Here is a 26778-nt window from a genome sequence, read left to right as displayed (position 1 = left end):
GAGCGGGGGTATGGCCCGGGGGCGGGACCGGAACGTCGGTTGCCGCGACAATTTTTTGCGGCTCGGACGCGGCGCTACGCTCGAAGGAACGCTCGACCTCCTTGATGGCACGTTCGAGGACTTGCTGAAACTCGCGCGATTCCCGCGCGTCGGCATGCGTAAATTGCTCCAGAAGCTTGACGCGCGCCAGCTCATAGACGATCTCCCGCATCTGCCGGGGATCGTCGGATACGGCGCGGATGCGGCTCGACAGGAGACGGATAAACCCGGCTTTGATCTGTTGCGCCGAGGGAGCGTTGGCCGCAGTTTCACCGGAGTCGGTCATCAAGGCCGATCAAGTAGCCCGGATAGGGCTATTTCGCTAGGTCTTTCCGCTTCAAACGTCTCGAGTTGAGGCGGTTTGGCTTCGATTAGCGGGTCCGCAAAGGCCTCGCGCGGTGTTCGAAGGTGCTTGCTTTTGGGCGAGAACCTGTGACATTTCGCCAAGCTCTTCTCTTTCTGGTGCTCGACCATGCGCGGCGTTCTGGCAGTCCTCACGGTTTTGACCTTCCTGGTTTCGCCTGCCGTTGGGCAAGGGACCAAGGATCAGGCCAACACCACGAGCTCCAGCATCATCACGACCCCCACGAAAAAGGCGCAGACCAATCAGGCTGCCTCGCGGCCGACCGCCGTTCGGAACCTTTCAGGCAGGCTGCCTGCTGGAAAGTCGGCCCAGGGCGTCTGGCGAGACGGCAAGCTGGTTGCCGTTCCCCGCTGAGGCCGCCGCCCAACGAACCGTGAAGGAACGGTGATCGCCTCCCTGACGTTCATGCTCGGGAGATATCGTATGAAACGACCAGTTCTGATCGCCATTGCGTTGCTTGTGCCCGCCGCTGCCTGGGCCCAGGGCGTCAATGACCCATCGACGCCCAATCGCAACGTGATCATTGTCAATCCGTCGCAGCCGTCGGGCAGCACGGCCACGCCGAATTACCCGAGCCGGATCCAGGCGCCCCTGACCCGCGGCGGGCGAGCCATACCCTATTACGGAAACAGGACCCGGGGCAGTGCCTCAAGTAGGCGGTAGGTGTGCCGCCGGCTGGCCTAAGAGAACATCGCCAACCATCAGCCATTCGGCCGCCGTGCTCGATTTTCGGTAAATCCAGGAACGCTCCTGTCCCCTAAGAGAGCGGCGTCTTGGCGAGCTATTGAGGATTGACCTCGACCTCCAGGGTCGATGTCCCTGCACCGTGAAGGTTTTTACCCGAGATCAGAAGGGTGAATTTATCGGGGCCTTGCTTGTCGGCTGCTGCCAGATAGCGGAAGCCGGACCCGACCACGGTCAATTGTCCCCTTGATGGTCCGCTCACGACCGATACCTTGAAGATCTGCATGTACGACCAACGCAGGCCCTGGATGCAGTCGGATCCAGGCTGGATGGTCAGCGTCCACGTCACCGTGTCCCCCGATAGTTCGAACGGCGTCCGTTCCTTGATGCAGAGCGGACTGGCGTGAGCCGCCATGACTAGCGCAGCGGAAGCTGCGATGCAGGCAGCTAGCAGCAACAAGGGTTTTTGAGGCATGCGACGGCAGCTCCACGCGCAATTCCCGAAGAGAATATCAGCGAGCTAACGAGGTCTTCGACTCCTCGGGCTCGCCAGGTGCTCGTCAACTTCGTGCCAGACGAGGTTGCAAGCTAAAGCGCAAAGCTTGCCTGCGAATTCGCTTTCTTGCAATTGGCAAAGGTATAGAGCCGGGCATAAGGGGTTTCCGGCCAATGGTCGTCCTTATGCTCTGTCTTTGGAGTTATCAGCGTGCGAACCGCTCGATGTGGCCATTCGCTAGATGACGGAAGGCGGTTTGGGATGCTGTCTCAAGCTGTCGTTTCCCTTGCCGCTGCCCTCGGCCTTGGTCTCGCCTGCCCTTGCTTCTGTCTTGCTCAGGCCGAACCGGAGCCCTCGCTCAGCGACTATCTTCCACCAAGCGAGCCAGAAGTAACGCGCGACGAATGGCGTCAGCGGATCGAGGACGCACGGCGACGCGCCAAGGAGGTTTCGCGCGAGCGGCGGGACCATCCCGAGCTCTACAAGCCGATTCCGGAGGATCCGGACCTTGTCGCGACCGAACGCCTTCTCCGCGACGACAGCCTGCAGCGAGGCGATATCGTCACGACCAAGAAGGGCATGTTCGTCTATCAGGGGCGATCCGACCAACCGCGTCGCGATCAGGACTTCGTGCCGGTCAACCCGAAATCGATGCGCTGAAATTCAGTACCGCCGCAAGATCTCGTTGAATTTGGGATCGGTCACTTTCGTGGTCTCGAGCAGCAGCGCCTTGCCTTGCGGAGTTGCCTGCACATAGGCCGCGATCAGCAGCGGTTCGTAACGCGAGCGGTTGGCGAGCGCCGAGCGGATGTCGGATTGCGCCAGCAGCTTGATCTCCTCGTCCGTCGCAGCCGCGCCCGAGGTCACGGTCCGGACGCGAGCGAAGGCGACATCGATCGGCACCGATCCGGTCAAGTAGGACATCTTCACAGCGGGCGTCGCCGCTTCGCCAGCCTGGGCCTGCAGCGTGCCGAGCGTGAGCCAGAGCGCGGGCCTGATCGGTGACACCTTCAAGGCAGCGACGACGGCGCCTTGGGCGGCCTTGTTCTCGCTGGCCCGTCCGGCCGCATCGGTCGACGGACGGTGAAGAACGTCAGCGGCCATTGCCGCCGCGTAATTCGCGAGCAGGTCGCCATCCAGCGAAACCGATGCCAAGACACCGCCGGCCGCCAGCTTGGCCTTCTCGGGCGGAATCTCACCCGAGAACAGGTCGCTCGCGCGAAAGTTCGGTCGGACGAGATCGCCGTAGAATTCCATGCCGGCATGAAGCGCCAGCACGATGGCGGTGCAGATGCCGATGACGCGAAGCAGGAACATGCGGTTCATGGTGAAATCGACGAGCCCTGTGAGGGCGAAGTGAGCACGGGATTGAAACGAGAGCAGGGCTCTTAAATTGCGAGCAGACTATCGCCTTGGATCGTCAGCAGCGTCAAGTTTCCGGTCGCATAGGCGCCGGTGTCGATGTTGATGCGGTTCGGGCGAATATCTGGCACGCTGACCGGGGTGTGACCGTGGACGATATATTTGCCGAAGCGCTCCTCGGATGCGAGGAATTCCTCGCGGATCCAGAGCAGGTCCTCATCCTTCTGGCGCTCGAGCGGGACGCCAGGCTTGACGCCGGCATGCACGAAGAAGAAGTCGCCGCAGGTAAAGGACGAAGGCAATTGCTGCAGGAAAGCCAAGTGCTCGGGCGGCAGCGCGCGCTGCAATCCTTCGATCAGCTCGACCTGCTGCTCCGCGGACGGATTCATGGTCGGCGTGATGCCGTAGGAGACCAGCGTCAGGAGGCCGCCATAGTGGCGCCACTCCTGCAGTCGCGCCGGATCCTTGAGGACCTCGAGCAGGAAGATCTCGTGGTTGCCCTTGAGGCAAACCGTCTCGTGTGTCTTCGAGCGTTCGATCAACAGATCAAGAACGGCGCGCGAGTCCGGGCCGCGGTCGACGTAGTCGCCGAGAAAGACCTGGATGGCCCGTTCGGGGGCCGAGCGGGCCAGATCGACGTCGATGACGGTTAACAGCGATTGAAGCAGATCGGCGCGGCCGTGCACGTCGCCGATGGCATAGACGCGAACGCCGTCGGGAAGCCGAGGCTTGGTCTTCTTTCGAAAGCGTGAGGAAAGGCCCATCAGGTCGGTCGAATCGCTTCCAGCGTCACGAGCGGAACGTCGCGATGGCTCTTAGCAGAACAAGTCACACATCGGTATTCTTAATTGTTTCCGACCAAGGCGCCTGCATTTTGATTAAAGGATCGCGCGGCCTTTGAGCCGTATTTCAAGACGTCTCGCGTAGCGTCTCCCCAACAAAAACGGGGAGCGCGACATGCGCAAAGTTGTAAAGTTCCTGGCGGCCGTGGCCGCCATCGTCGTTGCTGCAGGGGTGCAGCAGCGCGCTGAAGCCGCATTCGTCGGTGCGCCCTTGGGGCTGCGCGGGGCCATCCAGTACATCAAGTTCGACCAGCCGACGCTGGCGCCAATGGCGTTCACGCTGTTTTGCCTGAAGTACAAGGACGAGTGCAAGCCGCGGCCGCAGCACATCGTGTTCAGGGGCGGGCGCCTGAAGCTTACGGCGGAGCGGCTGGCGCAGATGCAAGAGGTCAACCAGAAGGTCAATACCGCCATCCGTCCCGAGGCCAATCTGGAAGGGCTGCGCGGCGAGAAATGGCTGCTGCATCCGACCAGCGGCGACTGCAACGATTACGCTGTGACAAAACGCCACGAACTGATCGCCAAGGGCTTTCCGGCGCGCTCGGTGCTGCTCAGCGAGGTCGTGACCACCTGGGGCGAGCATCATCTCGTGGTCGTAGTGCGCACCTTCGCCGGCGATCTCGTGCTGGACAATCTCTCCGGCCACATCTTGCCGTGGTCGAAGAAGCCCTATCGCTGGGTCCGCATTCAGTCGCCCAAGAACCCGAACTACTGGGCCTCACTCGGCGATCGCGCGGTCTGATCACCCGCGCTCTATCGTGATCCGGATTGGCTGACGCTCTGCGACAGCCCCAGTCCCACGATCACTGCAAGGCACAGGATTGCTGCGGGCCGCAGCAGCCCGGGACCGGCCAAGCTCTGAACCAGCGCAAACAAAACACAGGCCGCGGTGGCGGCAGGGAAGAACGAGTCGCGTCCGCGCTGCAAGGCGCCGAAGAACAGGCGTACCAGAACGATCGAGCTCACCGTCAGCGCGGCAGCCAGGCCGATCCATCCTATGCCGGCAAAGGCCGCCGTGGCTGTCGACGGCGCGGTCAAAGCGGCTCCGACATCGCTCTGATAGATCCGGCCCACCGCAGCAAAGGTCCCGGCGCCCGCGCCGAACCAGCGCGTGTCGGTCAACATCCGCTCCAATGCGGCCCGCGTTTCGGCCCCCACATCCGGGACGAGCCGCAACTGGACCGGTCCGGAGCCCTTTTCGAACAGGAATGACAGGACGATCGCCGCCCCGATCAAGGCGGCGGCCGACAAGGCGCCCGCGGCCAATGGCGATAGATCGAGCCTGCGAATGACGAGGATCAGCAGGATCAGCACAATGCCGAAGGCCGCGGCGATCGCGCTGTTCGTGCCCGACAGGCCGAACACCGCAAGCGCGCTTGCCAGCGCGCCCATAAGCCCGCAAAGGCCGATCGCCACCGAGCGAAGGACCGAGTGATGCGTCTCGGCCCGTTCGGCAGCGAGCTGCATCACCGCCAGATTGAGCATGAGGCCGAGGCCGGCCAAAGTCGTCGTGAAATCCGAGGGAGCGGCCCCCGCAAGCGCCGGCGACAGCCGATGCAGGTCCAACATCAAGGCGGAGACCGCAGTTACGCCGCTCAGCACAAAGAGAACCAGCTCCGCACGGCTGCGGTTACGGACCACCAGGATGGTGACGCCGAGCAACGAGATCGCCGCAAGCGCCAGCAGCAGCGCGCTGACGGTCAGGCCGACATCGGCCGTGATCGGTCCGAACGGCAGGCCACCTATGGCATCGCGGGTGCTGGCCCAGATCGGATGGGCAAAGCTCAGCGGAAGCGGGACGAGCTGGGCCGCGATACACAGCGGAATGGCGATCGGGATCCAGCGGCCCCAGGAGGTCGCGCGGACATAGTGATCGTAATCGGCTTTTCGCGCGCTCGCGGTGGCCGCGATCAGGCTTAGCGCGGCGGCCATCGTCCCGAGCTGCGCACCGAATTTGGCGCCGGCGATTTCGAGAGTGGAAGCGGAGACGATGGAAACGATGAGGGCAAAATAAGCGAGGGACAAACGGCGCGCTCGAAGGGAATCCTGAAACGGTCAGGTCACCATACAAGCGGGCGGGCGGTTTTCAAACAGAGGCCTGCCTCGGTCCAACGCTTAAACCTTGGGCCGTTTGCGCGCGGGCTCGTCGGTGGCAGCGTTGATCGGCCGATCAACGGGTGGCCTTGATCGGACGGCCGAAGACGCGGGCGGCACGTGTAGCGGCAAGGCCAAAGCGCGCGGCCGAGCCGAAGAGATAGCCGCCCTGGAGGGCGATGGCCGCGAGTGCCACGCCTTTCAGGCTCTCGAGCAAGGTGAGGTCGAGCATCAAGCCGACCGGGATGGCGGCGAGCACCATGACGAAGGTCAACGGCAGCAGCACCAGGACGCGAAAGCGCTGGCCCAGCACGGCACCCACCAAAAAGCTGAAAATCAAAAGCGCGGTCATCCGAAACACTCTCCGTGCTTCGGACCCTAGGTTCCCCACCCTAAAAAGACCCTTAAGCTGTATGGCTAAATTTGGCCTATTGGCTGCAATTTGCCAGCAGCGAATGATAGGCCTCACGCAAGCCGTTCAGGGCCACCACGCCCTTGATCTCGCTGTCGCTTTCCCTGACCACCACCGACAGCGAGGCCGTTGACTGCCACTTGCCGGCGGCAAAGGCCGCGACCTCGTCGGGCAGCAGCACCGCGGCGCCTGCGGCCGCCATGCTGGCGTCAAAGGTCAGGGTACCGCCGCCGCTCGCGGCGATGGTGACCTTGGGGTGGCTCCGCGGCGGAAAGGGCCGGATCAGAGCCACCAGCACGTCGATCTTGCCCTTTGGCGCACAGCGCACGATGAGGCCGGCAAAGTCCGGGTCGGATTGGGTGGTATCCGCGGTCTTCGTGATGGCGGCGAAGCTTTCGCCGTCCTTAGCCCCTTGCGTGCGGCTGAACTTCCAGACGGAGGAGGGGGCGGGGTTGGCGGCTTCAACGATAGCCGTCCCGCGACACGATGATGTTGTGTTGTCCGGGCAGGGGCTCATCCATTGCGAGGGGAGATCCACGCCGCCAAGGAGCGAACCTGCCAGCAGCGTGATCAAAAGGAGGCCAGACACGGGGAATCCTATCTTAATGGTTCCAGCCTTAGCAGAGGGCAGCGAGGTCAAGAAGCCTCACGCTCGACACACTGAGTCCTCGGCTTGGGCGGTTTGCGCGCCAACGGAGCACACGAAATACAACAAATAGTCACAAAGGGTTAAACCAAGCCCCAAAGAGTGGCCCGGGCGCCACAGTAGCCGACCGATCGCACCGTTAACCACCGGGAACACTTGTCGCACCACCCCCTAGGCCGTACCAATTTACGTCACTTGGGGAGCTTCGGGCGCGATTCATGTCATCTATTGCCAAGACCTATATGTTGAAGCCTGCGTTGCTGGTGGCTGCTTTGGCGCTCGGAGCGTGCTCGACCAATCCCGGCTCGGGTCCGCTGACGGACGACGTCAACAACAAGATCCAGACTGAAAACGCTCCGGCCTACGAGCTGGTGCCGCTCAATCCGGCGACGGTGAAGATCCTGCACACCCATGAGCCCAAGGGGCTCGCGGGAGCGTTCACGGACAAGCGGCCGCCGGCCAGCATCGTATTCGGCATCGGCGACGTCGTCAGCGTCACCATCTTCGAAGCCGCGGCAGGCGGTCTGTTCATCCCGGCGGAAGCCGGCGTCCGCCCGGGCAACTATGTGACGATCCCGGATCAGTCGGTCGACAATGACGGCTTCATCACGGTGCCCTATGCCGGCCAGATCAAGGCCGCGGGGCTTACGGCGGTGCAAATCCAGCGCGCGATCATCGACAAGATCGGCAACCGCGCCATCGAGCCGCAGGCGGTCGTCGCGATGTCCTCGCAGCGCACCCAGCTCATCAGCGTGCTCGGCGAAGTCAATTCGCCGGCGCGTTATCCCGCGAGCGCGGCGGGTGCCAAGGACAAGGTGCTCGATGCGATCACCCGCGCCGGCGGCATCAAGGGCCAGGGCTTCGAGACCTGGGTCATGCTGGAGCGTGGCGGACGGCGGGCCACCGTGCCGTTCGAAAATCTCGTGATGGCGCCCGAGAACAACGTTTATGTTCGCCCCGATGACAGCATCTACGTCTATCGCGAGCAGCAGAAGTTCCTGGCGTTCGGCGCCAGCGGCCAGAGTGGCGAGTTCAACTTCGATGCCTGGCGCATCAACCTCGGCGAAGCCATGGGCAAGGCCGGCGGTCTTCTCGATGGCCAAGCCGATCCGGCCGCCGTGTACATGTATCGCCGCGAGCCGCGCGAGGTTGCGGCCCAGCTCGGTATCGACGTGAGCAAGTACACGTCCGAGACCGTTCCGGTCATCTTCAACGTGAACCTCCGCGATCCCGGCGGCTTCTTCCTTACCACCAAGGTCATGATGAAGAACGGCGACGTGATCTACGTCTCAAACTCCCGCAACGTCGAAGTTACGAAATTCCTGCAGTTCCTGCGCGTGATCATGGCCACCGGCTCGGATGCGGTGAATCTCTCCAACGACGCCCTGATCTTCCGCAACAACGTCAAGCTGGCGCCGTAAGACGCCGACTTGATCCAGCGAAACCGATGGCACCGGGGCTTTGTCCCGGTGCCATTTTCGTTTAGATCGAAGCGGTTCTGCTGCGGCTACGAGTTCGGGAAAGATCAAGGCGCCACTGGGCAGGGCGCCGGTCATCGGGCACCCCGCACTTTTGCAAGGGGCTTCATGCGCTTTCGGACACTTTGCCGTCTTTTGGCTCTCGTCCCCGTCGGCTTCGGGCTTGCACCGCTCGGGCAGGCTCTCGGCGCTGCTGCAGAGCTAGGCGTCCGCCACCGCATCGACGTGATGGTCTCCGCGGAGCCTGATGCTCCGGTCCTGTCGCGCCTCAAGGGCGCCAAGGGCGAGCTGTCGTTCACGGTGCGGCTGTCGGCGAACTCCAAGGAGAGCAAGTTCTTCGGAATGCTGCGTCCGTCCTTCCCGGATATCCTCGTCCCCGATAGCGCGGGCAAACCGCTGGTCCAGCAGACCAAGCTATGGGAGGAGGAGGTCTGCCATCAGCGCCGCGGCCTGCCCAAAGTCACGGTGACGCAGCTCGGCGGGCATTTCGGCGAGGGGGAGGGGCGGATCGAGGTTTCGGCCATCAACCGGCACATCGGCGTTCTGGTCCCGCCCGATGAATTAACCCCTGGAATAAAACTCGATCCGGGCAGTGATAGCTTTGGAGTATTCTTGGCATTCCGGGCGCAAACCCGGAACAGCCGCCTCAACGTGGATCTGAAGATCTATCCGATCGATTGCTTCCTCTAAGCCTAAAGCAAAGCCTGCCTTAAGAAAGCACGATGCGCCTTTGGCCTCCCAATATGATCTGGTTCAGGATTCGTTGGTCATGGAGCTTGCCCGCGACCTTCATCCTGTTCTTTGTGGTGGCCGGTGCGCCGTTCCCGTTCGGCTCGACCAATGATCTGTCGATCGCGTTCTGGTGCCTGTGTCTCGGGGTAGCGGTGATCTTCGCGCCGACGCGCGATCTGCGTCGGCCGCATCTGTGGCTGCTCGCGGGGATCGGCGTGATCGTTGTGGCTTATGCCTTCGTGCTGCATGAGCAGCTCTCCGACCATCCCTGGGTCGCACCGTTCCAGCCGATCTGGAAGCAGGCCTCGGAGCTGCTGGGCGTGCCGATCGCTCCGTCTGCTTCCATCGTCAAGAACGAAGCGTTCTTCGCGCTCGGCGCGCCGCTCGCCAACATCCTTGCCATCATTCTTGGCATCACCGTCGGGGCGAACCGCGACCGCGCCCGCCGCCTGTTGTGGGTGATCGCGATCTCGGGCGCGGCCTACGCGCTCTATGGCGTGCTCTCGTTCCTGATCGAGCCCACCATGATCCTGTGGCGGGACAAGCAATATTACCTCGGGAACGTTACGGGCACGTTCATCAACCGCAACACTGCCGCGGCTTATTTTGGCTCTTGCGCGGTCGTTTGGATGCTCATCATCCTAAGCAAAGTCCGTTTCCGAATCCCCGAGCGGCATCTTGTCTGGCGACGACTTTCGCGAGACCTTGCCGAGATCCCACTCCGTAAGTTGCTTCCGCAACTTACAGGTCTGCTGATCTGCCTTATGGCTATGTTCATGACGACTTCGCGGGCTGGCGTCGGCCTGTCGCTGCTCGCGATGATCGTCTCGTTCACGACCTTCCTGAGGAAAGACTTGCCGCGACGCGCCGGTATCTGGATTTCGTTGGGAGCGGGATTCGCGATCGCGCTGGGATTGCTTCAGCTGTTAGGCGGGCGCATCTCCAGCCGCTTCGATAGCCAAGGCTTGGTCGATGAGGGCCGGCTAGAGGCTTGGACGTCCACCCTGCGGATCATCGGCGAAAATCCCTGGTTCGGCACCGGCATGGGCACCTTCCAATGGGCTTTCCCGCCATACCGCAGCCCCAACATCTCGATTCGCGGGGTCTGGGATGCCGCGCATTCGACGCCGCTGGAGCTTGTCTCCGAGGTAGGCATTCCCATGGCTCTGCTGGTGGCGCTCGCCTGGGCCATCATGCTGCTCGTGCTGGCGAAGGGCGTGTTCAGGCGCCGTCGCGATGCCATCATCCCGCTGGCGGCGGCTGCGACCGCTACGCTCTCGCTGCTGCACTCATGTCTGGACTTCACACTCCAGGTGCCGGGTTACAGCATTCCATTCTTTGCGCTTTTTGGCGCGGGCCTTTCGCAATCCTTCCGCAGCAAGGAGGGCCGGCTGGCAGCGGAAGCCAACTTCATTAGCCGGCGAAGCGAGGGCCGTCCGATAACTGCTGACGCAGCCTCGCTCGATGCCGAGGTTCATTAAAGTGTCTAGATTTGAAGCAGTTGCACCGTTTACGAAGTCTTTAGAATAAATGGACAGCCCTTTTCTCTTCGGATAGGTTCCTGCACTGCACAGCCATTTGCCCGGGCCGAGGAAGCACATCGGGGCAGCTGATTTTTTGGAGGTTTATTGATGAGCGTTATCAGAATCGCGCTTCGCATGGCTGCGACCGCGGCCCTCGTCGCGACGATCACATCAGTCGCGAGCGCCGCCATTTACCCGCCGCAGCGCCAGCTGCCGGCCACCGTCATTTCCGAGTTCAAGGCCACTCCCAACAGCCTGTTGCAGCAATATCCGACCGGCGGCCCGCAGCTGATCTCGCGCGTGCGCGATCTTGGCGCCTCCGATCCGACCACGCTGCCGGGCCTGATCGCGCTTTTGAAGGATCCCGCGACCACCAAGGACCAGATGCGCGCGATCGTCGCCGGTCTCGCCCAGGTCGCCCGCATGGCCGCGCAGACCGACCAGGCTTTTGCCAATGAGATCCAGACCGCGATCGCCGGCATCGGCGATGCTGACGTGATTGCCGCGTACCAGGCGGCAACCGGCGATGTAGCGATCGCTGCGGCCGGCGCAGGCGGTGGCGGCACCGGCGCAGGCGGCCCGACTGGCAACGGCTTCCCAACCGGCGGCGGAGGCGGCGGTGTCGTTGTGTTCGGCAATAACACGAGGACCAACAACGCGCCCAATACCGGAAGCGGTGGCGTAGGGGGCAGCACGAACAGCGTCAGCCCTCGCTGATCGGGCTGACTCTGGGTCGGCCCATGAGGCCTCACGAGTGCGGCGCCCGTGGGCGCCGCATTGCTTTTGTGCCGTTAAGCTTCACAGCAACTCTCTAGCCGTCGGCTCGATGCACTGCATCAACAACGTTCAATTGCAACTAGGCTTGTGTTAAGTTGCCGCGATGTGAACTTTGTTGCTTAGCTTCACTTTGAAGGCCGGAATGGGCGCATTCAGTCCCAGAGACAACTGATCCATTTTAGGAACCGATAGATGTTGCGAGTAAACAAGACGGCCTCTGAGATCAATCGGGAAAATGTCGATTTCGAAAGCAGTTCCTCGCAGCCGCTCGCCTCGTACCTTGAGATCATCCGTCGTCAGTTTCCGATGATGCTCGCCGTTCTGTCGAGCTGCATGATCCTTGCGTTGCTTTATCTCTTCACGGCAGCACCGGAGTTCACGTCGACTGCCTCCATGGTGATTGACACCCGCAAGTTGCAGCTTTTCCAGCAGCAATCTGGGCTGGGGGACATCGCAGTCGATTCAGCCACCGTCGAGACGCAGGTTGAGATTCTGAAGTCAGAGAATATCAGCCTCGCTGTCATCCGCGACCTGCATTTGATTGAAGATCCTGAGTTCACCGGCTCCGGCGGCGGCATTCTTGGCGCAATCGCGGGCGCTGTCATCGGTGTGTTTTCCAACGGCCGCTCGCTCTCTGAGTATGAGCTGACGCGGAAGGCGTTAGAGCGCTTCGAGAAAAACCGCACGGTAAAACGTCTCGGTCAGACTTACGTCATGGAGATCGGTTTCACCTCTAAGGATCCAGGGAGGGCAGCCGGAGTCGCAAACGCAATCGCTGATGCTTACATTGTCGATCAGCTAGAGGCGAAGTATCAGGCAACACGTCGAGCGAGCGTATGGCTTCAGGATCGTATTAAGGAATTGCGCACGCAGGCGTCCGCCGCGCAAAAGGCTGTGGTGGATTTCAAAACGCAGAATAACATCATCGATACCGGTGGCCGGTTGATGAACGAGCAACAGCTTGCCGAGGTGAACAGTCAGCTTATCCTGGCGCATGCATCTACCGCGGAGGCTAAAGCGCGGCTTGATCGCATAAATGACATTCTCAAGCAGGAGATACCTGATGCCAATGTCGCCGACGCACTGAAGAACGAAACTATCGTGAAGCTGCGCGGGCAGTATGTCGACATGGCCTCAAAGGAAGCCATCTGGTCGGCGAAGTACGGCTCTGATCATCTTGCTGCGGTAAACCTGCGCAAGCAAATGGCTGAGATTAAGAGGAATATCGTCGACGAGCTAAAGCGCATTCAAGAGTCTTACAAGAGTGACTACGATATTGCCGTGACGCGCGAGGACAGCATCAAGACGAGCTTGAACAACGCCGTTTCTGAATCCCAGCTTACGAGCAATGCCCAGGTGCAACTCCGCGAACTGGAAAGTAGCGCACAATCCTACCAAGCTATGTACGACAATTTCCTTCAGCGTTACATGGAGTCGGTGCAGCAGCAATCCTTTCCAATCACCGAGGCGCGGGTGATCAGTGCGGCCTCGAAGCCTCTGGTTAAAACTTATCCGAAGACGCTCATCATCTTGGCCGCAGGACTGCTCGGCGGACTAATGCTTAGCTTTGGTGCGGCAATGGCGCGTGAATTGACGGATCGCGTATTCCGCACGACGGGGCAGGTGGAGGATTCTCTAGGCGCGAACTGTATTGCGATTCTGCCTGCCCTAGGCGCTGCGACTCCGACGGCTCCGCTCCGCGGTAAGTTGGGCAAGAGGAAAGACGAGAGATCGCCAGACTTACTTCGGTACGTGGTCGAGAACCCTCTGTCACGCTTCTCGGAAGCTGTTCGATCTTTGAAGGTCGCAGTGGATCTCAATTCCACAGTTCGAGAAAATCGTGTTCTGGCAATTACTTCTGCACTGCCCAATGAGGGCAAGAGTACACTTTCTACGAACCTTGCGCAGCTGATGGCCCACGGCGGAGCCCGCGTAGTCCTCGTTGACGCGGACTTGCGCAACCCCTCGCTGTCGCGCGCTCTCGTGCCAGACGCAGCCGTCGGCTTGATAGAGGTCATTGCGCAAAAGGCGTCGCTGGAGGACGTGCTCGTCGTTGATCAGGTTACTGGGCTTGCCATTCTTTCGGCTGGCAGCACAAATAAGCTGCTGCACACGAATGAAATTCTGGCATCCAAGGCTATGCAAGCAGTCGTCGACCTGCTTCGCGCTAAGTACGATTACGTCGTGATTGACATGCCGCCGATGGCTCCGGTGGTCGACGTTCGCGTAACCTCGTCTTACGTCGACTCCTATGTATTTGTGGTCGAGTGGGGAAAGACGAGCATCGACGTTGTCCGGCACAATCTTCGCTCTGCCCCGGAAATCCAGGAAAAGTTGCTTGGAGTGGTGCTGAACAAGGCGGACACGAGGCTTCTCGCCCGTTACGAATCCTATCATGGTCGTTATTACTACCAGAAATATTATGCCCGTTATGGCTATGTGGAGTAGCGGCTTTGGGATGAGCTTAGCGATGGTGAGGCTCACATTCGGGTTGGCCGGTATTGCCGCCGTGGTCTGGGCTTCTACCGTGTTCCCAGTATTCCGCATGTCGACTCCAGTACGCGAGATAGCTTCTCGTATTTTGGCAGATGATCGCTTCAAGCCAGGAGTGATCGATGGCGTACTTGCAAGCATCGATCGGTCGCCTGAGCTGCCTCTCATGTCTCACGCTGTCACAAGGACTGAGGCAATCTTGCGCGTTCGCTGGGCTGAGGAAGCGATGATGCGCAGGGGGACGGACGAGGGGGACCTACGAGCGGCCATCTCTGAACAGAAGGTGCGACATTCGTTAACTATAAGTCCGGTGGATAGCTTCCTCTGGCTCAAGCTCTATTCCCTCTCCAGTGCCCTACACGGCTTTGATGTTCGAAACATCGCGTATCTCGACCAATCCTACGCGACTGGTCCCTTCGAAGGTTGGATCGCGCTTCAGCGCAATCGCTTGGCGCTCGCTGCATTTTCAATGCTAAGTGAAGTGACGCGGCAGAAGGCGGAGATCGAGTTTGCTGCGATCGTCGACTCGGGTTTCGTCGAGGCGGCTGCAATCAGCTTGACTAACGTCGGTTGGCTCCAGAGAGATCGTTTGCTCGCGAGCCTCGATCGGGCGGATGTCATTTCGCGTGAGCAGTTTGCCAAGTGGCTGGCCCGCGAGGGGGTGAAAGTGGACGTACCCGGGATTGTTCTCGAAGAGCGGTTCGGACGATGATGAATCGTTGTTTTTTTAAGAATGGCATGCGTTTGGTATCAGGCTTGTGCTTCGCCTTTGCAGCAGCCGGCTTCGATTGGGGGGGCGGGGCTGCGCTAGCGCAATCGACGCGAGCGTTTACCGTTCAGGGCCCCGCAGAAGCAAGCGATTCAGCGGTGCCACGTGATGCATTTGGAAAGCCCTGCTTGACTACCGAAGCGATCGCTCGTTCCCACGTCACAAACCGAGCTGTGCTCGATCACGTTGTTAGTGTTCGGAACAGTTGCCCCAAAACGATTAAGGCCCGAATCTGCTACTTTCGATCTGAACAGTGCAACGACGTCGACATCGGCAGTTACAAGCGCGTCGATACCATTCTGGGGACTATGGTGAGCGTGCAGTACTTCAGATACACGGTAACGCCGAGAAAGTAAGTACCTACTTCCCGACCATATACATTTGCTTTTTGTTCTAGTAAGGCCGTTTTGATGCAGAGTTCGCTGAGTAAAATCTCGCTGTTTCTCAGTGAGTTTATGAAGGATGCGCTTCTTTATGCGCGGTACTGTGGCGTGTCACCCTTCCGTGACGTTGGCTCGAGTGGTTCGTACAAGCTCGTCATAGAAAGTCACGCAATTGAAAAGGGGCTTTCCTTGCCAAGGCCAAGGAAGCTATTCGGTCGGGCCAAAATATCTTACATCGTCGGTGAGCTCAGGCGCACCACCCGCGGCAACTCGAATTTCTCTGTTCAAATGGCCGCAGGGGCTCTGTTGGGCTATAAGCAACTTCATGTCGAACAAGCAGTTTCCGATCCAATCCTTGTCGACATAGAAGCTGCCCTCCGAGACGCCACGCACCAGAAAGAGCTGATCTCTAATCCCGGCACTCGAATCATAACTCCGGAACACCCGGGCGGGGAATCGGTGCTGGAAGCGAGGTTCAGCTGCCGCATGTTTGATCAGTATCGGGTGCCCCGAGCTGATATTGAAAAAATCGTTTCGGCCGCCCAGCGAGCTCCCTCACAGTGTAATCGGCAGGCGACCAAGGTCTACGTCTTCCAAAGCCGGTCTAAGATTGAACGGCTGCTCGAATTGCAGGGAGGTGCCGCCGGATTCGGCCATTTGGTGAACAATCTCGCAATTGTGTCATCCGAACTTTCGGCTTGGGGTGGAGCGCAGCAAAGGAATCAGCCCTACGTCGACGGCGGCCTTTTTTCGTTGGCGTTTCTGTTGGCGTGCCAAGAACGAGGATATGTCGCATGCCCGCTCAATCTGGCCGTGAGACATCGTGTTGAACACGAAATTCGATCTGTCGGTGGAATACCCGCGGGAGAACGTCTGATAATGATGATTGCCTTCGGGAAGCCAGTCAGCGACGAGTCTATTCGGGCGGCGGCCTCGCCCAGGCGCCCCCTTTCAGAGGTGTTAGTCGTCGAGTAGGTGACAACTTAACCGCGAGCAGGGGATTATGAAGCGAGAAATGCTAGCAAACAACGTTGCTAGCGCTGGAAGCATTTTCTGGAGGATTCTTGTCCAGCTGGTTATTCCCCCCACTCTAATTGCCTGGTGGGGAGCTGACCGGTATGGCGAATGGCTTTTTATAACCTCTTTGCCGCTTCTCCTTTCGGTTGCCGATCTCGGATTCGCCGATGCAGCGGCGTCGCGGATGACAATGGAAGTGGCAAAAGGAAACCGGGACGAGGCTACCCGAATCTTTCAATCGATATTTGCATTGACCGGAGCGGTCTGTTTGGCGCTGGCTGCGAGTGGCGCTTTATTGTTGGTCGCAGATCATCTGACCATCGGGAAGGCAAGTTTTGGCGAAGAATCGCTGAGAGCCGCGTTTCTGTTCGTGTGCTATTCGGCTTTGTTAATTATGTCGAAGCTCTTCCTCGCCTGTCTCCGAGCTGGTCGTCGGTATGCCGAATCAACCCTCGTGTATGACGCTCTTCAAGCGCTCGAAGGTATTGGTCTTCTCATATGCGCGTACAGCGGAAAGTCCTTTGTTTTCTGCAGTTTCGTTTATGTATTGATGAGATTGATCAACATAGCCGCGCTTGTCGGAATGATACGGAAATGGATGAATTGGTTGTCTTGGGGGCTCGAATTCTGCAATTGGAAAACCGTAAGGGAGTTGCTGTCTCCCGCGCTTGCAGCCATGGCGATGCCCGTCGCGCTCGCATTGAACTTCCAGGGCATGATCTGGATTGTCGGCAGCTCGCTCGGGCCGACAGCCGCGGCGGTCCTGTCCACGGTTCGCACCGCAAGCCGCGTGATAATTCAGCTCGTCGGCATATTTAGTCGCGCTGCGATGCCTATCTACTCGGCAAGCGTTGCTACGAATAACGTTAGATCGCGCGATATTATCCAGCGGATTGATCGGTTGCTAATGCTCATTCTGCTCCTTCCGGGATGCGCGGCTTTTGGGTTGTTTGGTGTCCAATTGATAAGCCTATGGACCCATGGGCATATCGTTCCTGACGGAAGCTTCGTTTGGATTATCGCGGCTGGTGCACTCTTTCACGGGCTTTGGTTCTTCAGAACCAATCTGCTTGTCTCGATCAACAAGCATGTCAGATTCGGTTGGGCCCTGGTCGGTTTGACGCTTGTCTTCACGTCTCTTGGAATTCCTTCGGTCAAGCTCTTTGGAATGACAGGGCTAGCTAGTAATCTCCTCGCGCTAGAATTCGCCACGTTCATTGCGTTCTGGCTTTTGAACGATCATTTCAAGATTGCACGTCCGTGATCATTTCCTCAGAAGATATCGATATTTCCTCGTTGACGCCCGATGTAACGATCGTGGGAGGAGGAGCAGTTGGTCTGATTGCGGCAGTGTATCTTGCGAGCCGAAATGTCAAAGTTCTCGTACTCGAAGCCGGACCTCTCCAGGTAGACCCGAACTCCCAGCACGTCTTTGAGGCCGCTCGCTCCACCGGTCGAAAACATCTGGGCATATACCAGGGTCGCTTCAGGGCGCTCGGCGGTACCACCAATTTCTGGGGCGGTCAGCTCGTTCGTTTCGATCGCCTCGTTTTTTCTCGTCGAGATTGGGTCTCAGGCGATGCTTGGCCTATAGGCTACGACGAAATTGAGCAGTTCTATGGGATCTGCGAGAACCTACTGGATGTGCCATCTGACTTGGCCGACGATCAGAAGCTGCTTCAGCTGTCCAAAACTCCAGACGTACACTTAGATACCAACCTCACCTATTTCTTCAGCCGGTGGCTGACGGAGAAGAATTTCAGGTTTCGCTTCTCGCATTTGCTGAAGTCAAATCAGAACGTCACTGTGGTAACGGAGGCCCCGGTGACGATGTTGAAGCTTGACGGTAGCCGGCGGAACGTTGCTTCGGTGATTGTTTCCGGTCCACGCGGGCCGACCCAAGTGTCGTCAAGATTTGTGGTTCTCGCAAACGGAACCATCGAGATGGTACGACTTCTTCAACATCCCACTGTTGGCGAGGAAGAAGCGCCATGGTCTCAGAATCCCTGGCTGGGCCGAGGATTCATGGATCATCTCGAAGGTACGGTGGCTAAGGTCACACCGGTCGACAGAAAGCTGTTTCACCAGCTTTTCGACAATGTCTTTTTGAAGGGCATGAAATTGCAGCCCCGTCTCAAACTGGCAGAGGAGCTGCAGCGGAAGGAACGGCTGCTTGGGGCGGCGTTCCACGTCAAGTTTGACTCGCAGATGGAGGAGCACGTTCAGAATGCCAAGATCTTCGTGTCTGGGTTGCTGAAGGGCAGGTTCTCTAATCCCAAGCGGATTATTCCAGAGCTTTGGTCAGCAGCTCGCGTAGGCGTTCCGATGAGCTGGCATTACATCAAGCATCAAAGAATACTGTCCCCCGCAGGCGGGGACATTCAGTTGCGCATTATGCTGGAGCAGACACCCGTGTTCTCGAGCGCGCTAAACCTGACGCGAGAGAGAGACCAGCACGGAATGTACCTTCCGGAACTATGCTGGAGGGTCTCATCCGAGACAGAAATGAGAACGATCCAGAAAGCGGTCGGGATCGTGAAGGATTATTTTGAGTCGCGAGGAATTGCAAAGGTCGATCCCTCGAAGGAGATCTTAAAAGGGAGCCCGGAACTGCTCGACTCGTTCGTTGACACTTATCATCACATGGGCGGCGTCCGCATGGCCTCTTCGGAGAAGGATGGTGTCGTCGATCCGACAGCCCGCGTTTTCGGAAGTCAAAATCTCTACGTGATGGGAGCTGCAACCTTTCCCGTTTCGGGCTTTGCAAATCCCACCTTTACTGCGATGGCCATTGCTTTGCGGACTGCGGAGTTCATCAGAGAGAAGGTGGGGTCGCAATGAATCCCTCTGGGAATGCAAAGAGCCTCTTCGGTCACGGGCTTGGGTTCGGATGCTCTCACATCACAGGTGGATTCGAGACTCGTTCAAATGTTAGACTTCTTCGTTCAGCTTATGATCTTGGGCTCCGCTATTTTGATACCGCGCCTCTGTATGGTCACGGTACGTCAGAAGAGGTCGTTGGCCAGGCTTTCCGGCATGACAGGCACCGTATCGTAATTGCCACGAAAGTTGGTATCCCCCATCCAACGCTTACGCGTAGGAAGCAGATCGTCAGATACCTTGCACGTCCGCTGCGTCGATGGTTTCCCGCGGTTTCCAAGAAGGCGGTGAGCCAAATCTATAGTTCAGGGCCCGCGACAGACTTCTCATGGCCCTCAATGCAAGGATCGATTGAAAAGTCACTGAGAAGCCTGCGAACGGACTACATTGATCTCCTACTTCTTCACGAGGTTCGAGCTTCTGATCTGTCGGACGAATTGAAAAAAGGCCTCAATGACATTGTTGCTCAGGGCAAGGTGCGCAGGTTGGGGCTAGGGACGGGCGTCCCCGAGATCGGGGAAATTCAGGAAAGCGGTCATCAGTTTGAAGTGTATCAGCGTCCGTGGTCGATATTTGTGCCAGATGAGGACGCGTTCACTCACAAGTATCAGATCTTCCATGGGGCGATCGGCCGTTCTATCGATGCCGTAGCGACAAAGCTTCGCGGGGACCCAGCGCTCTGCATGTCGGTGCAGGAGGTGAGTGGGATGAGCTGTCATTCGGCGGAAGACGTCGCGAAGATTTTAGTTTCGACGTCGCTTGCCGCGAATGCAGGCGGCATTACGCTATTTAGCTCTCGACGTTCAGCCCGCGTCGAAAGCTGCATCCGATTCATACAAGGGAGGGATTCCATTCAAGTTGGTAGAGAACTCATCCGACTCTTGAGAGCATGAGCTTGAAGCAAAGAAGATCCAAACAACGAACTGAAAATCTCTGGCGAGACCGCGCTGAGCAATATCCCATCCATCGAGTGCATGTGGGTCGGCAGGTCGTTCGTGGGTAGTAATACGTTTATGGGGGCGATCCATCAACCTCCCCCGTTCTCTACCGGACTGGCACTTAGCCGAGTACCTCGCTCCGTTCATAGAGAGGAAAGTCGAGCAAGCCTGCCAATCTTGACGGTGCGACAATCGACAATGGTATTAGTAAGAAAATGTACTCGTGCCGTCCTATGCATGCAATGATTGCAGAGAACTTTAGTGAAGTTCAAGAGAGAGTTGTCGAGTTAAGGCTATATCGTCCCGCTGAATCCACCCCAAAGCGCGCGAGGAAGCGAGTGATACAACATCCGCCAAAGGCTATGTTTTTCGAAAGCGGGTGCTGTACCGGATGCTTGCTCGTCCCGCCGCAAAGCCCATTAATCCTCCGAGAGCCTTCTGCAAGGCGTCAAAAACTGCCGGATCTCGTCCTGGCTGAAGGTACTGGAAGATCTCGAGCCCGAGCGCCATAGCTAAGACGATAGCGAAAGAGACGAGCAGCCATTGGGGCATCGCCCAAGCAATGAGCAGGCCAAGCAAGCCATACGCGCAAAAGCGCTCAACGACGGCCACGAAATAAGGCTCACCAGGGCCAACGAAGAATGGTCGCTCGCTGCTGTGTGCTAAGGTCACGTAAGCAATAAATGCGGCGCAAATGGCAGCCGCGGTGGCGGTGAGTACACGTATCATTAGGCCACCGTACGAAATCGGTTTCTAATATGCCTTAGTGAGCTGAACGTCTATTAAGACCTAAACGAACCCACAGGGCTGAGAGCCCTAGCGGCGTGCCGAACACTTTCGCATCCAACATGCGAGCATAGTCGACACTTCACTTAAGAACCTGGATCATCACTCTGCAGAGTGCAACCTTAGCGTGGCCTTATCTCGAACCGACGTCGAGGCAGGCGATCGAGACTCTTTGTGATCGCTGTTTGATCGGCTGGGATTAGTGCTAGCGCCTTGAGCACTGAATGCAATCTTTTCGAAGGCGATTGCCAGTGCAAGGGTTCCGATCACGAAGACAATTAAGTTGCCCGGAAAGGCAATCCTTTGAAGTGGTTCAAGATGAAGAATGAATCCATGGACCATGTAGATCTGCAGTGAGAGCCCAGCGATGAGCGTCACGACTGCTTTGAGTGGAGTGGTCATCAATCTTTCCACGGCAGGATGACGAGAGCTGCGATACGCAAACACCAGGAAAGCGATGGCAGGAATGCGATCAATGATTTGAAGTTCAAACGGGATGATCCGGCCAAGCGCAGCTACAAATGCGTAATACGTAGCGGCTGATAACACGAGCCAAGCGAGGTCAGACCAACGGCCAGAGATCTTGCGATGATATCGCGCAGCGTAAACGCCAGCGGCCATTGCTGCAAAGTAGTAAATCATTCTCAGGGGGAATGTTACCGCGGTTTGTACGTGCCAGTTCTCTGTGATCCATTCGGTTTTCTTCGCAAACAGTACGAAGATTAAGAGATACGCAAGACCCAAGCTAGCGAAGAGAGCCCTATAGCCACTTTTCGTGGATATCGACTTCATCGAATAAAAAATTGGAAGGTAGCAAGCAGCAATCGCTGGCAGAAACCAGAACCACATCGACACGATATAAAGCCAGAAGAAATCTGAAATGCTCGTAATCTGAATGTAACCTACAAGCACAAAAAAAGTAGCGATTATGAAGAGTGGCTCATAGATGCGGCGCATCCGACGCCGGATCCATGATCCCAGTTTTTCGTTCGATTTTTCAAATCCCAAGAACAACCCGAATCCGGATACAAAAAAGAAAAGCTCATTGCCAAACATGCCTCCCGTCCCAAGTTGCGGAATGGGATAGAGCGTATCTAGGTGGGAGTTGGTCACTAAGACGATTGCTACAGCCCGAAGAAGATCTAAGTACCCGGCTGTTTCTGATCGCGCGGCCATAAGTTAATGATCCCTTGACAACGGCGGTAGATGCTCCACCGACTTCACAATACTTGAAGTTAGCTCATTCGGGAACAAATGCCCGAACTCTATAAATATTCATAGTATATGGCGTGCGGGCCTTTCGACTTGCGGCATTCATGATGACGTAGAAGTGCTGCTTGAGGGCAACTTCGGGCACGCTCTCTTTTGACGCAACGTACTGGACTTGATCATTGTGCCAGAACGTGAGCTTCATAACGTTTGGATCGAAACTTGCGCCGAAGCGATGCTTTTGGGTGCGATCAATTTTGGAGTTAGATAGATTTGGGGAGCTGCGGATCTTGTTGTAATTTGGCCATTTGCCATGCCAATGGATTGCCGTTGCCATCGGTCCAGGGGCAAACCCCCCCTCATCGATGTCGATTTCGAGCCATCGTTCAAAGCCTGGTTCATCGGGCGGATAGCTATCTTCTCGGCGGGAGTTATGCTCGATTGGCATTAGCCAAACCGCGGGAAAATGATCCGGATCGTTGTCGGAAAGGCTTGTCTCAAATTCGACGTAGAACCCACGCTTTCCGATGAGTAGGGGTACTTTTCCCTCTCTCATATCTGTGGGTACTGTCGCTAGCACCCCCCCTAGCTTAAGCGACAACGAGCCGTCGGAGTTATCAACGTAAACTGATGCATCTGGCAAAGACGTTTGCCACCACACGCCATTGAAGAGGGGCTTCGAAAGGTCTCGTCCGTTCATCGCGATATCCGAACGGCTTGGACAGAGATCGAAGGCGACCGTTCTGTAATTTAGTACTTGCGCACCCCGCGGGACCGGCCTTTCCTCGCAAGCCATCGACGGTGCTGATGCGGCGGACGCGATCAAAGTAACGACAAGCAAGTGTCTCGCAATTTTCATCAATCCCCCAATGGGCACCAAAGGAAAACGCCGATGCCTAAGCACCGCTTGACGATCTAAGGTTTCGCCGAGAGTAGGTTCGGGAGAGAGTGAATTGGCGGACCCGGCAGAATCTCAACTGGTCTATCTTTAGGCCCGCAGAAGCTTTGGATGCAATTAGGAGCACGCAGATAGAGAATGGATTTCCGATGGCAATCAAGTATCTATTAAAAACTGATTGGAACATCGCAAAGATCAGACTGTAAAAGACTAACTGATACAGATGATCCCCCGCGAGTTGACGTCGATAGGAGCGCGCAATAAGCGAGACAAAACTGAAAAGAATTACTGCCGTCAGGAAGATTCCAGACTCGACTGTCAAATTAATATAAGAATTCTCCGTCGGGAAGCCCATATTACTAATGGTTGCGGAGCGCAGACCACTACCAATAAAGATCTGCCAAGTTCGGCCAGCAATATAATCGATACCCTGCTGCCATAGCTCAAAGCGGCCTGTTCCTCCGGATTCCAAGCCGCGTCTCTTCGAATCGAGATCAAGCATTTCAGTTGCGTACGGAAGTATGCGGTCGGAGAAAACGACGACGATAATTAGCGCCGCAAAGCCGGCGAAGAGAAGCCGGATCAATGATGCGCTTTGAGTGATAACTCGAACTGCTCCATAGACGAGGAGGGTTAGGGCTACCGCAAGAATGCCCCCTCGTGCAGAGGCAACGATCATAATTGCTAAGCAGAGCACGACAACAGATATCCGGAAGAGTTTGTCTTGCCCCCACAGGCTGAAACGAGAATTGGCGATCATCACGATGAAGCCGCCATAGACGAACCCGGCCAAATTGGGGTGCATGTCAAAAGGAGCCTGCCGCAACTCCCAACGTTTTAGCGCGCCCGGCATCAGCGCTGAAAACAAAGTGCCGCCGAAGACAACCAAAACGATGGCCAAGACAGCAACGATTGACAGTTGTATGCAGGCGATCAGTTCGTCATCGTTGGTGTGTTGAGCAATGATCATTATTGATACGTATGTAACTAAGAAGACGCTCGTGTGCAGAAAGACGTAAGTCTCTTGTGAAAGAACGGCAACAAAATATGATAGGAAAATAGAAAAGAGCATCACCGCATCGAATTGGCCGATGACTATTGCTCTGAAGGGATCGGCGGCAAGAAAGAAGATCGCGGCCATTGTGACAAGACCGACGCCGGCCAATTGGAAGATGACCGCGTTCTGCTCGTCGTTTGAGAACATCAATGCGACTACTGAGCCACAAAGCAACATATGGCGAAATCCGAACCGCCACTTGCTTTGTCTCCGTGAGGAGTTTCTGAATGCTACTAAGCGCCGAGTTGGGCGTAAGGGCGCGAGACCACCTTGGTGAAGCTCAGGCATGCAGACCTTCGTTATCCTTGAGGATCAGATTCTATGCGGAGGCCGGTGAGTTTGGTGAGGACACGCCTTGCTTCTTGAGCGTCCGACAGCCCGGCAATTTTGCTATTTAGCTCGAATGCCCTCGCTCCGACGAGAAATCGATACCAGTACCCTTGGAGAAAATGATAGATTAGCCCTTCTCTGCCGTCTAAGAAGCCGAGCCTTAAAATATATCTATATAGAAAATAGCCCAAGGAACTTAGTGGAAATGGAATTCGATTATAGATTTCATCTTTGATGAGACGTTTCAATGCTGCTTGACCGGAGCTATTTCCAGAGGTGAGTGATGAGCGTGTGTCAAGAAATTTAAGCTTGGCATTGAGAAGTTCGACTGCTTCTCGGGTCGCGTACCCGTTGTGCTTGTCAATGAAATGACTCAAGCTGCGTAAATTCCAATCAGCGAAATTTCCAGCTAAGGTCACCGTTTTGCCGTGCAGCACTGCGACATGCTCGTCCATCCATCGATCTTCGACTCGCGCACACCCGCGCCGCCAGATTCTCAGCATTACGAGCGGATAACGATCGCCGTGTTTGATCCAGCGCCCCATAAAGATATGCTTGCGCTTCAGATTGATACCCGTGACCTCGGGACCAAGCTGGGGAAGCTTGGACTGTATTTCCTGGATCAACTCTGGTTCCAGAACTTCATCTGCATCTAGCCGCATGATCCAGTTGGAGGACAGTGCGGCATTGTCTAGGGCCCAGTTGAACTGTTTGGCTTGGTTGACAAACTTGTTTTGCAGGACAGTGGCTCCGAGCGAGCGCGCGATCTCGACCGTCTGATCTGAAGAATAGCTGTCAATGACGAATATGTTGCGCGTTAACTTTGAAACGGTCTGGATGGCTCGCGCAATATGAACCTCCTCATTGTACGTGAGGATCACGACGTCGATCGAGCCGAGGGCTGTCACAGGGGCTTGGTTCATTGCACAAACGACGCGGGTCGGGGCGTGCCCTCGAAGAGATGATCAAAGATCTGGAGAAGGTAGCTGGCGCCACTCTTCTGAGTTAGGTGACCCATTGCCCATTCGCTGCGTGCCTTTCTGAATTCTGGCCTGTAAAGCTCCTTATTTATCATGCCGTCTATGGTTCGAGCGAATTGCTTGCTATCGAGTTCGTTTACCACTGCTCCTCTCGTCTCCTCGGCCAGGCACATCGAGGCCCCCACCTTTGATGAGGTGACCACCGCCGCTCCCGCCATAAGTGCCTCGCTGACGACCGCTCCCCAGCCATCATCCATTGTGATGGAAGGCAAAACGAGTATGTCCGTCATCGATAGAAAGTAGGGCACTTCGTTCATTTTGATTGGGCCGAGATACCGAAGATTGCTGAGGGACTTCTCAGCTTTGAGGACCAGCTCGGAGCAGCTTCCGTGACCAGCAACATAGACACTGGCGCCGTGGGTGAGCTCATTCATTGCTTCAACGAATAGGTGTATTCCCTTGAGTTTCTCGAGACGGCCGAGGAAGGAAATTACGGGGCCGGCGGATCTGCTGACTTCAAAGCTGCTCCCCGCAGCGATCGGTGGCGGCAGGAAGTAGGCAAAAGGGAAAATGCGCTTGGATGGATAGCCAGACATTTGAAACCAGTCTGGGCCATGCGCTCCTATTGCAAGTACGAATGCTGCATTTCTCCGAAGGCTGCTCTCGGTGGCCCAGGATTGGGCCAGGCGAGCAATGCCTCCCAATCCCTCAAAAACGCGCGGCTCGTGCAAGATTCCAAATCTCCGCTTATGCGCAATAACTGCTCGCAGTCCTTCAACAATGCACGGGATTCGGCGCAGCCCGGAAAATATATGAATGGAGTCTGTCGGGGAACTCACCACGAGAGCCCGTATCTCTTCGGGTGTGGGCCCCACTATGATCGGTGCATCTTCGCGGAGCTCGGTCTGCCAACCTTGGGCTTGTCGCTTTTTGCCCAATTCCTTCTGAGCGATGAACGTTACTTTGGAAACCCGCTCGTGACGCAGGAGTTCGTAGAACAGAGGCAGCTTGTGTGGGGACGTTTCCGGCTCCCACAGGTAGATTGTGTAGCGCTTGGACATGATCAATTTTCTAAGCAGTAAGTTGTCGTTAGGTGGAGGGAGCTGCAGCTTCCACGTCTTGAACAATGTTGCGAATCTTCAACGGACGGCACGGATTGCCAGCGCAAATGTGCCACGCGGGCAAGTCTTTCGTGACGAGGGAGCGAGCGCCGACCACAACACCGTCGGCTATATTGACGCCGGGGAGGACCATGCACTCTGCAGAAACCCAACAGTGATCTCCGATCGAGATCGGGGCTGTCACTAGTGGTCTTAATAGGCTCGTCACGTCGTGCGAGCCGGCGCACAAGAAGCTGCGCTGGCTTACGGCCACCTTCGAACCGATCGATATCTTTGCCATTGTGTAGCAATCGACATCGTCACCTAAAACGGAATATTGCCCCATCTCGAGATTCCATGGAGCCCAAACAAAGCAGGAGGGGGCTATCAACGATCCCTCACCTATCTTGGCTCCGAACATCCGGAGGAGTGTTCTTCTCCATCCGTTCAGAATGCCCCGAGGAGTTGGCCGGAACACGACCGTCCAAA

At 57.1% G+C, this 26778-nt stretch carries 26 protein-coding genes and 1 pseudogene; 13 read left to right on the top strand and 14 right to left on the bottom strand.

All coding sequences use genetic code 11. The features are described 5' to 3' along the window. Positions 1–325: pseudogene (locus CV770_RS24295) on the bottom strand (hypothetical protein); the annotation flags it as partial. A 186-nt stretch (positions 326–511) separates the two neighbouring features. Between CV770_RS24295 and CV770_RS24290 the strand changes: the two are divergent. After that, the gene (locus CV770_RS24290; RefSeq protein ID WP_104464149.1) at positions 512–757 is read left to right on the top strand and encodes a hypothetical protein; all 246 of its coding nucleotides are present in this window, start codon (positions 512–514) and stop codon (positions 755–757) included. Between the two features lie 427 nt (positions 758–1184). Here the strand turns inward: CV770_RS24290 and CV770_RS24285 are convergent, their stop codons facing one another. After that, positions 1185–1562, bottom strand: a complete 378-nt coding sequence (locus CV770_RS24285; protein WP_091956218.1) for an Ig-like domain-containing protein — start codon at positions 1560–1562, stop codon at positions 1185–1187. Between the two features lie 282 nt (positions 1563–1844). On the opposite strand from CV770_RS24285, the gene CV770_RS24280 reads away from it, so the two are divergent. Beyond that, positions 1845–2243, top strand: coding sequence for a hypothetical protein (locus CV770_RS24280; protein ID WP_104464148.1), 399 nt, complete (start codon positions 1845–1847; stop codon positions 2241–2243). A gap of 3 nt (positions 2244–2246) precedes the next feature. Here the strand turns inward: CV770_RS24280 and CV770_RS24275 are convergent, their stop codons facing one another. Together CV770_RS24275 and CV770_RS24270 are read right to left on the bottom strand one after the other, a co-directional pair. Next, positions 2247–2909: a hypothetical protein gene (locus CV770_RS24275; RefSeq protein WP_104464147.1), complete on the bottom strand. Its 663-nt coding sequence runs from the start codon at positions 2907–2909 to the stop codon at positions 2247–2249. Positions 2910–2971: 62 nt separating this feature from the next. After that, complete coding sequence (locus tag CV770_RS24270; RefSeq protein ID WP_104464146.1) at positions 2972–3709, bottom strand: metallophosphoesterase family protein; 738 nt, start codon at positions 3707–3709, stop codon at positions 2972–2974. 193 nt (positions 3710–3902) lie between these two features. Here CV770_RS24270 and CV770_RS24265 point away from each other — a divergent pair, with 193 nt between their 5' ends. Continuing rightward, positions 3903–4529 carry a transglutaminase-like cysteine peptidase gene (locus tag CV770_RS24265; protein WP_038949591.1) on the top strand — a complete coding sequence of 209 codons (627 nt, stop codon included), beginning with the start codon at positions 3903–3905 and terminating at the stop codon, positions 4527–4529. A gap of 11 nt (positions 4530–4540) precedes the next feature. On the opposite strand, the gene CV770_RS24260 is transcribed toward CV770_RS24265, so the two are convergent. The 3 genes from CV770_RS24260 to CV770_RS24250 form a co-directional block, all read right to left on the bottom strand. Next, the gene (locus CV770_RS24260) at positions 4541–5812 is read right to left on the bottom strand and encodes a hypothetical protein (protein ID WP_104464145.1); all 1272 of its coding nucleotides are present in this window, start codon (positions 5810–5812) and stop codon (positions 4541–4543) included. A 145-nt stretch (positions 5813–5957) separates the two neighbouring features. Then, positions 5958–6233 (bottom strand): hypothetical protein, encoded by a 276-nt coding sequence (locus CV770_RS24255; RefSeq protein ID WP_091956213.1) that lies wholly within the window; start codon positions 6231–6233, stop codon positions 5958–5960. A gap of 76 nt (positions 6234–6309) precedes the next feature. Beyond that, positions 6310–6933, bottom strand: coding sequence for a hypothetical protein (locus CV770_RS24250; protein ID WP_245453851.1), 624 nt, complete (start codon positions 6931–6933; stop codon positions 6310–6312). 224 nt (positions 6934–7157) lie between these two features. On the opposite strand from CV770_RS24250, the gene CV770_RS24245 reads away from it, so the two are divergent. The 10 genes from CV770_RS24245 (at position 7158) to CV770_RS24200 (ending at position 19884) form a co-directional block, all read left to right on the top strand. Then, positions 7158–8360, top strand: coding sequence for a polysaccharide biosynthesis/export family protein (locus CV770_RS24245; protein WP_104464143.1), 1203 nt, complete (start codon positions 7158–7160; stop codon positions 8358–8360). Between the two features lie 9 nt (positions 8361–8369). After that, a complete protein-coding gene (locus CV770_RS24240; protein WP_245453850.1) occupies positions 8370–9107 on the top strand; it encodes a hypothetical protein in 738 nt (245 codons plus the stop codon). A 194-nt stretch (positions 9108–9301) separates the two neighbouring features. Then, a complete protein-coding gene (locus CV770_RS24235; RefSeq protein WP_245453849.1) occupies positions 9302–10630 on the top strand; it encodes an O-antigen ligase family protein in 1329 nt (442 codons plus the stop codon). A gap of 150 nt (positions 10631–10780) precedes the next feature. Next, positions 10781–11389, top strand: coding sequence for a hypothetical protein (locus CV770_RS24230; RefSeq protein WP_104464140.1), 609 nt, complete (start codon positions 10781–10783; stop codon positions 11387–11389). A 252-nt stretch (positions 11390–11641) separates the two neighbouring features. After that, positions 11642–13897, top strand: a complete 2256-nt coding sequence (locus CV770_RS24225) for a polysaccharide biosynthesis tyrosine autokinase (RefSeq protein ID WP_104464139.1) — start codon at positions 11642–11644, stop codon at positions 13895–13897. Continuing rightward, positions 13845–14654: a hypothetical protein gene (locus CV770_RS24220; RefSeq protein ID WP_146101340.1), complete on the top strand. Its 810-nt coding sequence runs from the start codon at positions 13845–13847 to the stop codon at positions 14652–14654. Before CV770_RS24225 ends, CV770_RS24220 begins: the two co-directional genes overlap by 53 nt. Before the next feature lie 467 nt (positions 14655–15121). Further along, entirely contained in the window at positions 15122–16069 is a 948-nt protein-coding gene (locus tag CV770_RS24215) for a nitroreductase family protein (RefSeq protein WP_104464137.1), read from the top strand. A gap of 28 nt (positions 16070–16097) precedes the next feature. Then, on the top strand, positions 16098–17375 hold the full coding sequence (locus CV770_RS24210) for a lipopolysaccharide biosynthesis protein (RefSeq protein ID WP_104464136.1): 1278 nt from the start codon (positions 16098–16100) through the stop codon (positions 17373–17375). After that, on the top strand, positions 17372–18952 hold the full coding sequence (locus tag CV770_RS24205) for an FAD-dependent oxidoreductase (protein WP_104464135.1): 1581 nt from the start codon (positions 17372–17374) through the stop codon (positions 18950–18952). Before CV770_RS24210 ends, CV770_RS24205 begins: the two co-directional genes overlap by 4 nt. Continuing rightward, positions 18949–19884: an aldo/keto reductase gene (locus CV770_RS24200; protein ID WP_104464134.1), complete on the top strand. Its 936-nt coding sequence runs from the start codon at positions 18949–18951 to the stop codon at positions 19882–19884. Before CV770_RS24205 ends, CV770_RS24200 begins: the two co-directional genes overlap by 4 nt. Positions 19885–20289: 405 nt before the next feature. On the opposite strand, the gene CV770_RS24195 is transcribed toward CV770_RS24200, so the two are convergent. The 7 genes from CV770_RS24195 to CV770_RS44255 all read right to left on the bottom strand — a co-directional run bounded on the left by CV770_RS24195 (position 20290) and on the right by CV770_RS44255 (position 26590). Next, complete coding sequence (locus tag CV770_RS24195; RefSeq protein WP_104464133.1) at positions 20290–20658, bottom strand: VanZ family protein; 369 nt, start codon at positions 20656–20658, stop codon at positions 20290–20292. Between the two features lie 159 nt (positions 20659–20817). Continuing rightward, on the bottom strand, positions 20818–21891 hold the full coding sequence (locus CV770_RS24190; protein WP_104464132.1) for an acyltransferase family protein: 1074 nt from the start codon (positions 21889–21891) through the stop codon (positions 20818–20820). 64 nt (positions 21892–21955) lie between these two features. Beyond that, entirely contained in the window at positions 21956–22624 is a 669-nt protein-coding gene (locus CV770_RS41730; RefSeq protein ID WP_146101339.1) for a LamG domain-containing protein, read from the bottom strand. 196 nt (positions 22625–22820) lie between these two features. Next, entirely contained in the window at positions 22821–24026 is a 1206-nt protein-coding gene (locus tag CV770_RS24185; RefSeq protein ID WP_161500022.1) for an O-antigen ligase family protein, read from the bottom strand. 152 nt (positions 24027–24178) lie between these two features. Further along, positions 24179–25132 (bottom strand): glycosyltransferase family 2 protein, encoded by a 954-nt coding sequence (locus tag CV770_RS24180; protein ID WP_104464130.1) that lies wholly within the window; start codon positions 25130–25132, stop codon positions 24179–24181. Next, entirely contained in the window at positions 25129–26250 is a 1122-nt protein-coding gene (locus CV770_RS24175; protein ID WP_104464129.1) for a glycosyltransferase family 4 protein, read from the bottom strand. The genes CV770_RS24180 and CV770_RS24175 overlap by 4 nt, the downstream gene beginning before the upstream one ends. Before the next feature lie 28 nt (positions 26251–26278). Then, the gene (locus CV770_RS44255; protein WP_502693611.1) at positions 26279–26590 is read right to left on the bottom strand and encodes an LbetaH domain-containing protein; all 312 of its coding nucleotides are present in this window, start codon (positions 26588–26590) and stop codon (positions 26279–26281) included. Positions 26591–26778: the final 188 nt, after the last annotated feature.

It is taken from the genome of Bradyrhizobium sp. AC87j1 (assembly GCF_002936975.1).
In the GTDB taxonomy this organism is placed as follows: domain Bacteria; phylum Pseudomonadota; class Alphaproteobacteria; order Rhizobiales; family Xanthobacteraceae; genus Bradyrhizobium; species Bradyrhizobium shewense.
The sequence above is the reverse complement of the archived record's forward strand: the minus strand, read 5'-3'. Positions and strand labels throughout refer to the sequence as shown.